Origin of the sequence: Pseudomonas sp. F8002 (genome assembly GCF_013385495.1) — a bacterium.
In the GTDB taxonomy this organism is placed as follows: Bacteria; Pseudomonadota; Gammaproteobacteria; order Pseudomonadales; family Pseudomonadaceae; genus Aquipseudomonas.
Genome location: NZ_JACAPW010000017.1, coordinates 49,300 through 64,358, shown reverse-complemented (window position 1 = coordinate 64,358; position 15,059 = coordinate 49,300). Strand labels below are relative to the sequence as shown.

General features: G+C 61.7%; 14 protein-coding genes. 6 read left to right on the top strand and 8 right to left on the bottom strand.

Translation table 11 applies throughout. The annotated features are described in order from the left end of the window. The first annotated feature begins 79 nt into the window (after window positions 1-79). The 6 genes from HX811_RS14845 to cmoB all read left to right on the top strand — a co-directional run bounded on the left by HX811_RS14845 (window position 80) and on the right by cmoB (window position 6,695). The gene (locus HX811_RS14845) at window positions 80-1,069 is read left to right on the top strand and encodes a GntR family transcriptional regulator (protein ID WP_003210410.1); all 990 of its coding nucleotides are present in this window, start codon (window positions 80-82) and stop codon (window positions 1,067-1,069) included. A 222-nt stretch (window positions 1,070-1,291) separates the two neighbouring features. Further along, window positions 1,292-3,712, top strand: coding sequence for an endopeptidase La (lon, locus tag HX811_RS14840; protein WP_003210412.1), 2,421 nt, complete (start codon window positions 1,292-1,294; stop codon window positions 3,710-3,712). A gap of 199 nt (window positions 3,713-3,911) precedes the next feature. Then, a complete protein-coding gene (locus HX811_RS14835) occupies window positions 3,912-4,304 on the top strand; it encodes a protease inhibitor I42 family protein (RefSeq protein WP_003210413.1) in 393 nt (130 codons plus the stop codon). A gap of 1 nt (window position 4,305) precedes the next feature. After that, entirely contained in the window at window positions 4,306-4,962 is a 657-nt protein-coding gene (locus HX811_RS14830; protein ID WP_177046381.1) for a lysoplasmalogenase, read from the top strand. Between the two features lie 36 nt (window positions 4,963-4,998). Then, a complete protein-coding gene (gene cmoA, locus HX811_RS14825) occupies window positions 4,999-5,742 on the top strand; it encodes a carboxy-S-adenosyl-L-methionine synthase CmoA (protein WP_093201534.1) in 744 nt (247 codons plus the stop codon). Then, on the top strand, window positions 5,739-6,695 hold the full coding sequence (cmoB, locus tag HX811_RS14820; protein ID WP_003210420.1) for a tRNA 5-methoxyuridine(34)/uridine 5-oxyacetic acid(34) synthase CmoB: 957 nt from the start codon (window positions 5,739-5,741) through the stop codon (window positions 6,693-6,695). Before cmoA ends, cmoB begins: the two co-directional genes overlap by 4 nt. Window positions 6,696-6,833: 138 nt before the next feature. On the opposite strand, the gene tadA is transcribed toward cmoB, so the two are convergent. From tadA to lepA, 8 genes are all read right to left on the bottom strand, one after another. Continuing rightward, window positions 6,834-7,325, bottom strand: a complete 492-nt coding sequence (gene tadA, locus HX811_RS14815) for a tRNA adenosine(34) deaminase TadA (RefSeq protein ID WP_003210422.1) — start codon at window positions 7,323-7,325, stop codon at window positions 6,834-6,836. After that, window positions 7,325-8,704 (bottom strand): multicopper oxidase family protein, encoded by a 1,380-nt coding sequence (locus tag HX811_RS14810; RefSeq protein ID WP_087695164.1) that lies wholly within the window; start codon window positions 8,702-8,704, stop codon window positions 7,325-7,327. Before HX811_RS14810 ends, tadA begins: the two co-directional genes overlap by 1 nt. 218 nt (window positions 8,705-8,922) lie before the next feature. Continuing rightward, window positions 8,923-9,666 carry a pyridoxine 5'-phosphate synthase gene (gene pdxJ / locus HX811_RS14805; RefSeq protein ID WP_177046379.1) on the bottom strand — a complete coding sequence of 248 codons (744 nt, stop codon included), beginning with the start codon at window positions 9,664-9,666 and terminating at the stop codon, window positions 8,923-8,925. 52 nt (window positions 9,667-9,718) lie between these two features. Further along, window positions 9,719-10,408: a DNA repair protein RecO gene (gene recO, locus HX811_RS14800; RefSeq protein WP_003210428.1), complete on the bottom strand. Its 690-nt coding sequence runs from the start codon at window positions 10,406-10,408 to the stop codon at window positions 9,719-9,721. 164 nt (window positions 10,409-10,572) lie between these two features. Beyond that, window positions 10,573-11,475 (bottom strand): GTPase Era, encoded by a 903-nt coding sequence (gene era, locus HX811_RS14795; protein ID WP_003210432.1) that lies wholly within the window; start codon window positions 11,473-11,475, stop codon window positions 10,573-10,575. Further along, window positions 11,468-12,157, bottom strand: a complete 690-nt coding sequence (gene rnc, locus HX811_RS14790; RefSeq protein ID WP_003210434.1) for a ribonuclease III — start codon at window positions 12,155-12,157, stop codon at window positions 11,468-11,470. Before rnc ends, era begins: the two co-directional genes overlap by 8 nt. 147 nt (window positions 12,158-12,304) lie before the next feature. After that, window positions 12,305-13,159, bottom strand: a complete 855-nt coding sequence (lepB, locus tag HX811_RS14785; RefSeq protein WP_003210437.1) for a signal peptidase I — start codon at window positions 13,157-13,159, stop codon at window positions 12,305-12,307. A 5-nt stretch (window positions 13,160-13,164) separates the two neighbouring features. Next, a complete protein-coding gene (lepA, locus tag HX811_RS14780) occupies window positions 13,165-14,964 on the bottom strand; it encodes a translation elongation factor 4 (RefSeq protein WP_003210439.1) in 1,800 nt (599 codons plus the stop codon). Window positions 14,965-15,059 lie beyond the last annotated feature (95 nt).

Genomic DNA, 15,059 nt, shown 5'->3' with positions numbered 1-15,059 from the left:
GCCACCGACGTGGCGCAGAGTGACAGGCACAACTATGAGAGAATCCCCGGCCACCGACCCGTTTGCTCCAGAGAACCCGATGAAAGCAGTGTCAGCCTCGGCTTCCCGTTACGCGATGATTCACCAGGTTCTGCGCGACGCCATCACCCACGGCACCGCCCGCCATGGCCTGGTGTTGCTGGAAGCGCCGCTGGCCGAATTGTTCGGCACCAGCCGGGTGCCGGTGCGCAAGGCGCTGAACCTGTTGCATGACGAAGGACTGATCTGCCGCTTTGATGGCCGGGGTTACCTGATCAACCCCGACGGCCTGGACATGGAGCCGCTGCGCCTGCCCCTGAGCCATGCGCACCTGGGCCTCAACGGTGAAGATGAATTGGTGGACACCCGGCCACTGGGGGAGCGCATCGTCGAGGAAATCGGCGCGGCGCTCTCGACCTGTATCGCCTTCGGGCATTATCGCCTCGATGAACAGGCCGCCGCCGAGCACTACAACGTCAGCCGCGCGGTGGTGCGTGAAGCGCTGATGCGCCTGCGGGACCGTGGCCTGGTGGAAAAGGAACCCTATTCCCAATGGCTGGCCGGGCCACTGACTGCCCGGGAAGTCACCGAAGACTACGAACTGCGCGCCTGCCTGGAGCCCGAAGCCCTGCGCCAGAGCGCGCCGAACCTCGACCGCGACCTGCTGCACGCCATGTTGCAGCGCGTGCTCGATGCGCAAAACAGCGCCCATTGCAGCCTGGAAGAGATCGAGCAGATCGAGGAAGACCTGCACCAGCACTGCCTCGCCGGCCTGCAAAATCGCAAGATCGCCGCGCTGATTCGCCAGGGGCAAAGCCCGATGATCATCAGCCGGATTTTCTACCGGCTGCTGGGCATCGGTGCCGATCCGGCGATGCTGGCCGAGCACCGGCTGATCCTGGAGTTGCTGTTGCATGGCGCCTTCGACGCCGCCGCGCTGAACCTGCGCGAGCACCTGCAACGGGCCCGGCAGCGGATGTTGCAGCGGTTGAAAGTGCTGTCGGTGCTGCCTGAACAACCTTTACCGGCCTACTTGCACAAACTCAGCTGACGAAATGCAATCGAAAATGTGGGAGCGGGCTTGCTCGCGAAGGCGGCGCATCAGTCACAGATGCATCGACTGACAGACCGCCTTCGCGAGCAAGCCCGCTCCCACATTTGTTCAGCGGTGCTTTTGAAAATATTGTGCAATATGTTGCTATCTCACCCCACCCATTGAAACCACTGCCGACCCGCCCCATCTAACTTGCATACTTCCTTATGCAGGTGCCCCATGAGCGACCAGCAAGAATTCCCGGACATCGACCTCAACGACTACGCCGACCCGGAAAACGCTGAACACACTTCCGCCAACACTGGCTTGGCCCTCCCAGGGCAAAACCTGCCCGACAAGGTCTACATCATCCCGATCCACAACCGGCCTTTCTTCCCGGCGCAAGTGTTGCCGGTGATCGTCAATGAAGAGCCGTGGGCCGAAACCCTGGAGCTGGTGAGCAAGTCCGACCACCACTCCCTTGCCCTGTTCTTCATGGAAACCCCGCCCGAAGATCCGCGCCACTTCGACACCTCCAGCCTGCCGCTGTACGGCACCCTGGTGAAGGTGCACCACGCCAGCCGCGAAAACGGCAAGCTGCAATTCGTCGCCCAGGGCCTGACCCGCGTGCGGATCAAGACCTGGCTCAAGCACCACCGCCCACCGTACCTGGTGGAAGTCGAATACCCGCACCAGCCAACCCAGCCGACCGACGAGGTCAAGGCCTACGGCATGGCGCTGATCAATGCGATCAAGGAACTGCTGCCGCTCAACCCGCTGTACAGCGAAGAACTGAAGAACTACCTCAACCGCTTCAGCCCCAACGATCCGTCGCCGCTGACGGACTTTGCCGCCGCCCTTACCTCGGCCACCGGCACTGAACTGCAGCAAGTGCTGGACTGCGTGCCCATGCTCAAGCGCATGGAAAAAGTCCTGCCGATGCTGCGCAAGGAAGTCGAAGTCGCGCGCCTGCAAAAAGAAATCTCCGCCGAAGTGAACCGCAAGATCGGCGAACACCAGCGCGAGTTCTTCCTCAAGGAACAACTCAAGGTCATCCAGCAAGAGCTGGGGCTGACCAAGGACGATCGCAGCGCCGACGTCGAGCAATTCGAACAACGCCTGGTGGACAAGGTCCTGCCGACCCAGGCGCAGAAACGCATCAGCGAAGAAATGAACAAGCTGTCGATCCTGGAAACCGGTTCGCCGGAGTACGCGGTCACCCGCAACTACCTGGACTGGGCCACCTCGGTGCCGTGGGGCGTGTATGGCGAGGACAAACTCGACCTCAAGCACGCCCGCAAGGTGCTCGACAAACACCACGCCGGCCTGGACGACATCAAGAGTCGGATCCTCGAGTTCCTCGCCGTGGGCGCCTATAAGGGCGAAGTCGCCGGCTCCATCGTGTTGCTGGTGGGCCCGCCAGGCGTGGGCAAGACCAGTGTCGGCAAATCGATTGCCGAATCCCTCGGCCGGCCGTTCTACCGCTTCAGCGTCGGCGGCATGCGTGACGAGGCCGAGATCAAGGGCCATCGCCGCACCTACATCGGTGCTATGCCGGGCAAGCTGGTGCAAGCCCTCAAAGATGTCGAAGTGATGAACCCGGTGATCATGCTCGACGAGATCGACAAGATGGGCCAGAGCTACCAGGGCGACCCGGCCTCGGCCCTGCTCGAAACCCTCGACCCGGAACAGAACGTCGAATTCCTCGACCACTACCTGGACCTGCGCCTGGACCTGTCCAAAGTGCTGTTCGTGTGCACCGCCAACACCCTGGATTCGATCCCCGGCCCGTTGTTGGACCGGATGGAAGTGATTCGGCTGTCGGGCTACATCACCGAAGAAAAGGTCGCGATTGCCAAGCGTCACCTGTGGCCAAAGCAGCTGGAAAAAGCCGGCGTGTCGAAAAACAGCCTGTCCATCAGCGACGGCGCCCTGCGCGCGCTGATCGATGGTTACGCTCGCGAAGCCGGGGTGCGTCAGTTGGAGAAACAGCTGGGCAAACTGGTGCGCAAGGCGGTGGTCAAGCTGCTGGATGAGCCGGACTCGGTGATCAAGATCGGCAACAAGGACCTGGAAGCCTCCCTGGGCATGCCGGTGTTCCGTAACGAGCAAGTGCTGTCGGGCACCGGTGTGATCACCGGCCTGGCCTGGACCAGCATGGGCGGCGCGACCCTGCCGATCGAGGCGACGCGCATCCACACGCTGAACCGTGGCTTCAAGCTCACCGGGCAACTGGGTGAAGTGATGAAGGAGTCGGCCGAGATTGCCTACAGCTACATCAGCTCGAACCTGAAGTCGTTTGGCGGTGACCCGAAGTTCTTCGATGAAGCCTTCGTGCACCTGCACGTGCCGGAAGGCGCCACACCGAAAGACGGCCCGAGCGCGGGCGTGACCATGGCCAGTGCGCTGCTGTCCCTGGCGCGTAACCAGCCGCCGAAAAAAGGCGTGGCCATGACCGGTGAACTGACGTTGACCGGGCATGTGCTGCCGATTGGCGGGGTGCGCGAGAAGGTGATTGCGGCGCGGCGCCAGAAAATTCACGAGTTGATCTTGCCGGAGCCTAACCGGGGGAGCTTTGAAGAGCTGCCGGAGTACCTGAAGGAAGGGATGACGGTGCACTTTGCCAAGCGCTTTGCGGATGTGGCGAAGGTGTTGTTCTGATAGTTATGTAGCGCCTGAGCTGGCCTCTTCGCGAGCAAGCCCGCTCCCACACTTGACCGAGTCCATGCTTTGGAATGCGGTCGAATGTGGGAGCGGGCTTGCTCGCGAAGAGGCCGGTGCAGCCAACACAACGCCATCTGTCACACCTTGTCTCATCTTCGGTTATGCTCGCCCTTCGTCGCCAAACAACGGAGCCCCCATGACCGCTGCCCGTCTGCTTCTCCCCCTGAGCCTTTGCCTGCTCGCCGCCTGCGCCAGTGCGCCGAAGCAAAACGTCACCGTGGAAAAACAGAGCGCCTGCCCGCTGCAACTCAAGACCGGGCAAAACCTGATCCTGACCCTGCCCAGCAATCCCACCACCGGTTACCGCTGGGCCATCCAGGACTCGGCCGGCGGCGTGCTGCGCAGCCTGAGCCCCGAGGTCTACAGCAACACCGACGACACCGGCGTGGTCGGCAGTGGCGGCCAATCCACCTGGCGCTTCCAGGCCTTCAACGCCGGCCAGGGCCGTTTGCGCCTCACCTCACAACAACCCTGGGAGCCGGAAGCTGAACCGGCCGAAACCTTCGACTGCGCCATTACGGTGAACTGATATGCCATGGATGATCCTTGCGTTGATGGGGGCGGTAACCTTTATCTACGGCCTGAGCACCCACGCCACCCTGCTCTGCCTGTTGGTAAAGCCATTGCCGGTACTGGCGCTGCTGGGCTGGCTGCATGATGCGCCGCCCACTGACTATCGACGCTGGATCAGCCTGGGGCTGATTTTTTCCCTGGTGGGCGATGTGCTGCTGGCCTGGCCCGGCGACCTGTTCATCTTCGGCCTCGGTGCGTTTTTGTTCGCGCACCTGGCGTACCTGAAAGCCTACTTGAGCGACTGCCGCCGCCCGGCGATTTTGCCGCTGGTGCTGGCGCTGGTCGTCGGCGCGATCTTGCTGAGTATCCTGATTTCCCACGGCCTTGGCCCATTGCTGGTACCGGTGGTGGTTTACGCGCTGGTGATCAGCGCGATGCTGTGGCGAGCGTTGGCGCGCTTGGGCAGCGAAGTGCCCAAGCGCTCGGCCTACCTGGCGGCGGCAGGCGCGGCATCGTTCGTGTTCTCCGACACGCTGATCGGGATCAATCGGTTTGTGGTGGCGTTTGAAGCGGCGCCGTATTTGCTGATCGTCAGCTACTGGCTGGGGCAATGGGGAATTACCGCATCGGCGTTCCATCAGACAACCCGCGCATCCGAAGACCAACTTGGCTAAAATGCCCGGCTTTCCCCCTTCGTCGCCGGAACAGCCGTGAGCAAAGAACCCGATCGCCTATTCGCCCAGCCCCTGCCCCAGGTGCCGGACTTCGCCTTCAACGAAGACGTGGTGCGGGTTTTCCCGGACATGATCAAGCGCTCGGTGCCCGGCTACCCGACCATCGTCGAGAACCTCGGCGTACTCGCGGCGCAGTTTGCCCAACCCAATAGCGTGCTCTACGACCTCGGTTCATCCCTCGGCGCGGTGACCCAAGCCCTGCGCCGTCACGTGCGCACCGACGGTTGCCGGGTGATCGCTGTGGATAACTCGGCGGCGATGGTCGAGCGATGCCGCGAATACCTCAACGGCCAGGACTCGATGTTCCAGGAGTTGCTGCCGGTGGAGGTGATCGAGGGCGATATCCTCGCCCTGCAATTCCAGCCGGCGTCGGTGGTGGCGCTGAACTTCACCCTGCAATTCATCGCCCCCGAACAACGCTTGGCCTTGCTCTCGCGCATTCGCCAATCGCTGCTGCCGGGCGGCGCGCTGATCCTTTCGGAAAAGCTGCGCTTCAATGACCCGGAAGAACATGCGCTGCTCACCGACTTGCACATCGCCTTCAAGCGCGCCAACGGCTACAGCGAACTGGAAATCGCCCAGAAGCGCAGCGCCATCGAAAACGTCATGAAGCCCGACAGCCTCGAAGAACACCGCGAACGCCTGCTGGCGGCCGGGTTCTCGAAAGTCGTGCCGTGGTTCCAGTGTCTTAACTTTGCCTCGTTGATTGCCTTGCCATGATTGATCTGTCTCCCCTCGCCCGCCACCTGGTCGGCACTCCCCTGGCCGTCTGGGCCCAGGGCCTGCAAGCGCAACTCGATGCGAAGATGGAAAAAGGCCATGGCGACCTGGAACGCTGGCAGAGCGCGCTGGATGCGCTGCCGAAGATCATGCCCAGTGAAATCGACCTGCTGAACGGCCTGGTGCTGGATACCGACTGCGACGACGACACCCGTGCGCAAATGCGTACTGCGCTGATGGGCCTTTGCCCGTGGCGCAAGGGCCCGTTCGATCTGTTCGGCGTGCACGTGGACACCGAATGGCGCTCGGACTGGAAGTGGTCACGGGTCGCGCCACACCTGGACCTCAAGGGCAAACGCATCCTCGATGTGGGCTGCGGCAACGGCTATTACATGTGGCGCATGCTCGGCGCCGGCGCCGACAGTGTGATTGGCGTCGACCCGAACTGGTTGTTCTTCTGCCAGTTCCAGGCGGTGCAGCGTTATCTGCCGACGCCCAAGGCCTGGCACCTGCCGTTCCCGTTTGAAGACCTGCCGTCGAACATGGAAGGCTTCGACACGGTATTTTCCATGGGCGTGTTCTACCATCGCCGCTCGCCCATCGAGCATTTGCTGGCGCTGAAGGATTGCCTGGTCAAGGGTGGGGAGCTGGTGCTGGAGACGCTGGTGGTTGAAGGCGATCAGCAGCAAGTGCTGGTGCCGGAAGACCGCTACGCGCAGATGCGCAACGTTTGGTTTCTGCCGTCGGTGCCGGCGCTGATGCTGTGGCTGCGACGTGCGGGCTTCAGTGAGGTGCGCTGTGTGGACGTGAGCGTGACCACGGTCGAGGAACAGCGCGGCACGGAGTGGATGAAGTATCAGTCCCTCAGCGACTTCCTGGACCCTGAAGATCACAGCAAGACCATCGAAGGGCTGCCGGCGCCGATGCGGGCGGTGATTGTCGCGAAGAAATAAGACTGCTGTTGTGTTGAAGAAATAAGACTGCTGTTGTGGCGAGGGAGCTTGCTCCCGCTGGAGTGCGCAGCGCTCCCCGGATTTTGGGGCCGCTACGCAGCCCAGCGGGAGCAAGCTCCCTCGCCACAGGGCATCGTGTCAGCCTTTGGCTCTTCGCGCCTTGAAGAACTCGCTCAACACCGTCCCGCACTCCTCGGCCAACACCCCGCCTTCATACAGCACCCGATGGTTGAGAAAGCCCTGGGTAAAAAACTGTCCCTGGCTTTGCACAATCCCGGCTTTCGGCTCCAGCGCGCCGTACACCACCCGGGCAATCCGTGAATGCACGATCAGCCCGGCGCACATGCTGCACGGCTCCAGCGTGACGTACAGCGTACTGCCCGGCAGCCGGTAATTACTGACAGCCTGAGCGGCGGCCCGGATCGCGACCATCTCGGCATGCGCACTGGGGTCGTTGCCGCTGATGGGGCAGTTGAAGCCGCGCCCGATTACTTCGCCATCCTGCACCAGCACCGCGCCCACCGGCACTTCGCCCAGCGCGGCACCCTGGGCAGCCAGGGCCAGCGCTTCACGCATGAAGTCCTGGTCGCGGCTGCGGTCGATAATCGCCGTGGGGCGAAACTGGCGCATCACGCCACCTCGATGGCGGCCATCAGGCCGGTTTCCATGTGGTCGATCACATGGCAGTGGAACATCCAGACACCCGGGTTATCCGCCACCAGCGCCACGCGGGCACGCTCGTTCTTGCCCAGCAGGTAGGTGTCGGTGAAGTACGGAATCACCTTGTGGCGGTTCGAGGCGATGACCTTGAAACTCATGCCGTGCAGGTGGATCGGGTGTTGGTACTGGGTCATGTTCTTCAATTCGAAAATGTAGCTCTTGCCCTTTGCAAGCTTGGCAATCGGGCGGTCGGCGCAGGTCTTGTCGGTGATGTCCCAGGCCTGGCCGTTGATCTGCCACAGGCTCGGTGGCTTATTGTCCACGTTCACCGAGACCGATCCAACCCATTCGAAATTGAAGTTGAGTTTCTCGGCATTGGCCAGGTCCGGCTCGGCAATCGGGTTCGCCGGCAACGCAGGCGGCCATTCGGTCGCCGTGTCGGTGCTGGCCACCGAGCGGAAGGTGCCCAGGCGTACCGGGCCGTTGCGGATCGACAACTCTTCACCGGCGGGCGGCGCCTTGATCGCCAGGCAGATGCGCATGCCAGGGCCGAGCCAGTATTCCTTGCCCAGCGGGCGCGGTTCGATGGGGTTGCCGTCCAGGGCATAGATCTGCGCTTCAACGTCGGGGATGTTGATGCGATAGGTCAGGGTGTTATCGAGGTTGAGCAGGCGCACACGGGTGATCTGCCCGGCCGGCAAATCGATCACCGCCTGGGACACGCCATTGATGGTCGACAGGCGTCCGGCGGTGCCGCCCCGGGCCGCTTCGCGGGGAATGCTGAAGGCGACAAAGGCGCCCTCTTCGTCCACGTGCCAGCTTTTCAGGCTCAGGGTGCGTTCGTGCTTGAAACCGGTGGGTTCGCGCTCCTCGATGATCAGCGGGCCCACCAGGCCACGGCCCAGTTCTTCGCTGCTGTTCACGTGGGGGTGATACCAATAGCTGCCGGCATCGGGCACGCGGAATTTGTAGTCGAAGTATTCGCCCGGCAGTACCGGCAATTGCGAGACATACGGCACGCCGTCCATTTCCAGCGGCAGGCGTATGCCATGCCAGTGGATGGTGGTGGCGACCGGCAGGTGGTTGATAAAGCGTACCCGCAGCCATTCACCCTGGCGCACTCGCAACTCGGTGCCCGGCGCCGAAGGGCCGAAGGCCCAGGCCTGGGTCTTGTGCCCCGGCACCAGCTCCACGTCCAGCGGCGCGGCGATCAGCTCGTAATCGTGCCCCGCCTCGGCCTCGGCCACCTTCCCGAGCCAGTAGCGATAGGCGCCACCGGCACCGACGCCCACCACCGCGAGACCGGCAAGACCACCCAGGATTTGTCGACGGGAAAACGATTGGGACACAACAACCTCACGTATCTGCCGCGGGTCCGAGACCCGCAAAGGGCAGATACCATACACCGGCATCACCTAAACAGTAAGGGTTCGCATTGCCACATGTGGGAGCGGGCTTGTGTGGGAGCGGGCTTGCTCGCGAAAGCGGCGTGTCAGACGATGCATGAGTAACAGACCCACCGCCTTCGCGAGCAAGCCCGCTCCCACATTGGATCTTCAGCGCTCTTTTAATGTTTGGCGGCGGCCAGAATCAAGGCTTTCATCTCGGCGACGGCACCTTTGAAGCCGACGAACAGCGCATGAGCCACCAGTGCATGGCCGATGTTCAGCTCGTTGATGCCCTTGATCGCAGCCACGGCTTCGACGTTATGGTAGTGCAGGCCGTGGCCGGCGTTGACGATCAGGCCTTCGCCCAGGCCGCAGTTGACGCCGTCGGTGATGCGCTGTAATTCGTCGGCAACTTCGGTCGGCGTGGTCGCGTCGGCATAACGGCCCGTGTGCAGTTCGATGGCCGGGGCACCGACACGGCGCGAAGCTTCGATCTGGCGCTCGTCGGCGTCGATGAACAGCGAGACTTCACTGCCGATCTTCGACAGGCGCTCCACGGCGGCCTTGATCCGCGCTTCCTGGCCAGCCACATCGAGGCCGCCTTCGGTGGTCAGTTCCTGGCGGGTTTCCGGCACCAGGCAGATATGCGCCGGGCGAATGCGCTCGGCGAACGCCATCATTTCCTCGGTGACGCCCATTTCGAAGTTCATGCGGGTTTGCAGCACGTCCTTGAGCAGCAGCACGTCGCGCTCCTGGATGTGGCGCCGGTCTTCGCGCAGGTGCACGGTGATGCCGTCGGCGCCCGCTTCTTCGGCGTCCAGCGCGGCCTTGACCGGGTCCGGGTAACGGGTGCCCCGGGCCTGGCGCAGGGTGGCTACGTGGTCGATGTTCACGCCGAGAAGAATGCGATTGCTGGTGGTCACGAAAAGCGCTCCTGAAGAGGGAAGGAATCGCTGCACAGCATACACGGGGATGTCAGGGCTTTCGAAACAACTCGCGGCTGACCAGTGGCCGCCCCCCCAGATGCACGGCCAGGGCTTGGCGCATCAGGCGCTTGGCGGCAGACAGGGCGCCGGGGGCGGTCCAGTCGGCTTCGCTCATGGCGAGCAATTCGGTGCCTTGGAACAGGCCGGGTTGCAGCAGGTAGACCCGCTCCAGGCCTGCGTCCACTTGCAGGCGGTACATGCCGTCGGCGGCGATGGGCTCGCCGTGCAGGTCGTTGCTCAGTTCGAAGCCGTAGCCCAAGTCATCCAGCAGGCGCCATTCGAATGCGCGCAGCAGCGGCTCCAGGGGACGGCCTTCGGCGAGGGCGAGCAAGGTGGCGGCATAATGATCGAAGACGCCGGGGTGCGGGTCTTCGGCGGGGAGCAGGCGGATCAGCAATTCGTTGAGGTAAAGGCCGCTGAACAGCGCCTCACCGTTGAGCCAGTTGGAGGCGCCGGCAGCTTCCATGCGGCCGACGTTCTTCAGCTCGCCGCGTCCACGAAACTCCACTTCCAGGGCCACGAAGGGCCGCGCCAGGGTGCCGGCCTTGCCGCGTGCACTGCGCAAGACCGCGCGCAGGCGGCCTTGGGGCGTGAGGAAGTCCACCAGGGCGCTGGTCTCGCGGTAGGCGCGGCTGTGCAAGACGTAGGCGGGTTGGCCGGTGGGTGGGGTTTGAGACATGGGGTTCTCGCTGCGGGAACACGGTCTGGAAAACAACGACTATCCAATGTGGGAGCGGGCTTGCTCGCGAATGCGGGGTGTCAGTCAACACATCTGGTGACTGACACCCTGCATTCGCGAGCAAGCCCGCTCCCACATTTGTCCTGCGGTGTTCCGGAGACCTGTTACAGGTCGCCGTAACCCAACGAACGCAACGCGCGCTCATCATCGGACCAACCACCCTTAACCTTCACCCACAGGTTGAGCATGATCTTGGAATCAAACAGCAATTCCATGTCCTTGCGCGCTTCGGTGCCGATGCGCTTGATGCGCTCGCCCTTGTCGCCAATGATGATTTTCTTCTGGCCGTCACGCTCGACGAGGATCAACGCATGGATATGCAGGGTCTTGCCCTGCTGCTTGAACTCTTCGATTTCGACGGTGATCTGGTACGGCAGCTCGGCACCCATCTGGCGCATGATTTTCTCGCGTACCAGTTCGGCGGCGAGGAAACGGCTGCTGCGGTCGGTGATCTGGTCTTCCGGGAAGAAGTGTTCGTTCTCCGGCAGGTAGCCAGCAATCACACGTTCCAGGGCTTCAAGGTTGTGCCCGTGCTGGGCCGAGATCGGCATAATCTGGGCGTTCGGCAGTTGTTCCTGCAGCCAGCTCAGGTGCGGCATCAGCTCGGCCTTGTCTTCGATGCGGTCAGTCTTGTTCAACGCGACGATCAACGGGCCGGTGACGTACTGCACGCGCTCCAGAACCATCTGGTCTTCGTCGGTCCACTTGGTGCGGTCGACCACGAAGATCACCACGTCGACGTCTTTCAACGCTGCCGAAGCGGTTTTGTTCATGTAGCGGTTGAGGGCCTTTTCGCCGCCTTTGTGCATGCCCGGGGTATCAACGTAGACAGCCTGTACGGCGCCTTCGGTCTTGATGCCCAGCATGTTGTGGCGGGTGGTCTGGGGCTTGCGCGAGGTGATCGCCAGCTTCTGTCCCAGGATGTGGTTCAGCAACGTGGACTTGCCCACGTTCGGACGGCCGACGATGGCAACATAGCCACAGCGAGTTGCGGTTGAATCAGTCATGGCCATTCTCCACGCCCAGGGCAATCAGTGCTGCAGCGGCCGCTACCTGTTCGGCAATACGACGGCTCACACCCTGACCTCGGCTTTTTTCATTCAGTAAGGTGATTTCGCATTCGACGAAGAAGACTCGGCAATGCGGTTCACCCTGGATATCCACCACTTCGTAACGCGGCAGGTCGCAACCACGGGACTGCAGGAATTCCTGCAGGCGGGTCTTTGGATCTTTGTTGGTGTCTACCAGCGTCAGGCTTTCGATTTCGGTCGACAGCCAGGCGACGACGCGCTCTTTGGCCGCTTCCATGCCCGCGTCGAGGTAGATCGCGCCGATCAGTGCCTCAAGGGCGTCGGCCAGGATCGACTCGCGACGGAAACCGCCGCTCTTCAGCTCGCCGGAGCCCAGGCGCAGGTAATCACCCAGGTCGAAACCACGGGCCAGTACAGCCAGGGTCTCGCCTTTCACCAGGCGCGCACGCAAGCGCGACAACTGGCCTTCGCGGGCCAGCGGGAAGCGATTGAACAGGGCTTCGCCGGCGACGAAATTGAGGATGGCATCACCGAGGAATTCCAGGCGCTCGTTGTTACGCCCGGCAAAACTGCGGTGTGTGAGGGCAAGGATCATCAATTCCTGATCCTTGAAGGTGTAGCCGAGCTGGCGCTCGAGACGGCTTAGAGAAACGCTCACGGTTTACCCACATTCAGTTCGAGGCACCGGTGGCCTGCGACGATTAACGCTGTGTTCAAATTCAAATCCTGGTGGTTGCTGCATGGGGCCTGGTTTTGTCCAAGCCCCAGAAAAGCATTCGGCGCTGTGTTCACAGCGCCGCATGGATTACTTGATCAGCCCGACCCGCGAGAAGTTCGGCAGGTGGCTGAGCTTGGGTTCCGGCCAACTCATCCAGACCGCGAAGGCCTTGCCGACGATATTCTGGTCGGGGACCATGCCCAGCAGGTCCTTGGGAATATTCGGGTCATCCCAGTAGCGGCTGTCGTTGGAGTTGTCGCGGTTGTCGCCCATCATGAAGTAGTGCCCGGCAGGCACTGTCCACTGGTTGTCAGGCGGCGAACGGTAGCGGCTCATCTCCTTGCGGATTTCGTGCTCTACCGCCCCGAGTTTTTCCTGGTACAGCTCGGCGCTGCCCAGGGTGTTCGGCTCGGAACCGATCAGTTTTTCTGCCACCGACTCGCCGTTGACGAACAGGCGCTTGTCGCTGGTGTAGCGAATCACGTCACCCGGCAGGCCCACTACACGCTTGATGTAGTTGACGTTCGGGTCGCTTGGGTAGCGAAACACCATCACATCGCCGCGCTGCGGGTCACCGATCTCGATCACTTTCTTGTCGATCACCGGCAAGCGGATCCCGTAGGAAAACTTGTTCACCAGGATGAAGTCGCCCACGTCCAGGGTAGGTTTCATCGAGCCCGAAGGGATCTGAAACGGTTCCACCAGGAACGAACGCAGCACCAGCACGATGAACAACACCGGGAAGAACGACTTGCCGTATTCAACCAGCATCGGCTCTTTGTTCAGTTTCTCGATCACCGCCACATCGGGCTGGCTGACGCTGCCCTGATAGGACGCGATGGCTGCCCGGCGACGCGGGGCGAAGAACACCAGATCGAGCAACGCCAATAGACCGCAAACGGCAACGGCGATGACCAGCAACAGCGGGAAATTTAGTGACATAGGACCTAACTATCCAACCTGAGCACCGCAAGGAAGGCTTCTTGTGGAATTTCCACGTTACCCACTTGCTTCATGCGTTTTTTACCGGCCTTTTGCTTCTCGAGCAGCTTGCGCTTACGGCTGACGTCGCCGCCATAGCATTTGGCCAGTACGTTCTTTCTGAGTGCCTTGACGGAAGTCCGTGCAATGATCTGCCCGCCAATGGCGGCCTGGATCGCAACGTCGAACATCTGGCGCGGAATCAGTTCTTTCATCTTCTCGGTCAACTGGCGACCTTTGTAGTGCGCGTTGTCCTTGTGCACGATCAGCGCCAGGGCATCCACCTTGTCGCCGTTGATCAGCACATCCAGCTTCACCAGATTAGCTGATTGGTAACGGTCAAAATGGTAATCCAGCGAAGCATAGCCCCGGCTGGTGGATTTGAGACGGTCGAAGAAGTCCAGGACCACTTCGTTCATCGGCAAATCGTAGGTCACTTGCACCTGGGTACCGAGGAACAGCATGTCGTGCTGTACGCCACGCTTTTCGATACACAGGGTAATGACGTTGCCCAGATGCTCTTGCGGCACAAGAATATTGGCCCGCACGATCGGTTCGCGCATGTCTTCGATGGAAGACAGATCCGGAAGCTTGGACGGGTTGTCGACGTAAATCGTTTCACCGGTTTTCAGCGCCAGTTCAAAAATAACCGTCGGCGCGGTGGTGATCAGGTCCAGGTCGTATTCGCGCTCGAGGCGCTCCTGGATGATTTCCATGTGCAGCATGCCCAGGAACCCGCAGCGGAAGCCGAACCCGAGGGCGTCGGAGCTTTCCGGGGTGTACTGCAACGACGAGTCGTTGAGGGTCAGCTTCTGCAGGGCTTCGCGGAAGTCCTCGAAGTCGTCGGAGCTGACCGGGAACAGGCCGGCGTAAACCTGCGGCTGGATGCGTTTGAAGCCCGGCAGCACGTCGACGTCAGGGGTGGAACTCAAGGTCAGGGTGTCACCTACCGGTGCACCGTGGATGTCCTTGATACCGGCGATGATGAAGCCTACTTCGCCGGCTTTCAGATCAGTGGTAGCCGTGTGCTTCGGGTTGAATACACCGACGCTGTCCACCAGGTGGATCTTGCCGGTGGACTTGACCAGGATCTTGTCGCCCTTCTTCACACGGCCGTGGCGTACGCGTACCAGGGAAACAACGCCCAGGTAGTTGTCGAACCAGGAGTCGATGATCAACGCTTGCAGCGGATCTTCGTAGTTGCCGGTGGGGGCTGGAATGGTCTTGACCAGGCGCTCGAGCACCTCGTCGACGCCCAGGCCGGTCTTGGCGCTGCACTCGACGGCGTCGGTGGCGTCAATGCCGATGATCTTCTCGATCTCTTCCTTGACGCGGTCCGGATCGGCCTGTGGCAGGTCGATCTTGTTCAGCACCGGCATCACCTCCAGGCCTTGCTCGATGGCGGTGTAGCAGTTGGCCACGGACTGGGCTTCAACGCCCTGGCCCGCGTCCACTACCAGCAACGCACCTTCGCAGGCCGCCAGGGAACGGCTGACTTCATAGGTGAAGTCGACGTGACCCGGGGTGTCAATGAAGTTGAGCTGGTACTTGATACCGTCTTTGGCGGTGTAGTACAGGGTTACGCTGTGGGCCTTGATGGTGATCCCGCGCTCGCGCTCGAGGTCCATGGAGTCCAGCACCTGGGCTTCCATTTCACGCTCGGCAAGGCCGCCGCACATCTGGATGAATCGATCGGCCAGCGTCGACTTGCCATGGTCAATGTGGGCGATGATGGAGAAATTGCGGATATGACTCAAATCACTCACGGATCAACACTCAAAAAGGCTGCAGGCAGACTGCCCGCTGAAAAATAGCCGGGAATTGTACCTGATGCGCAGACCAGACGTCATCCATGGCGACC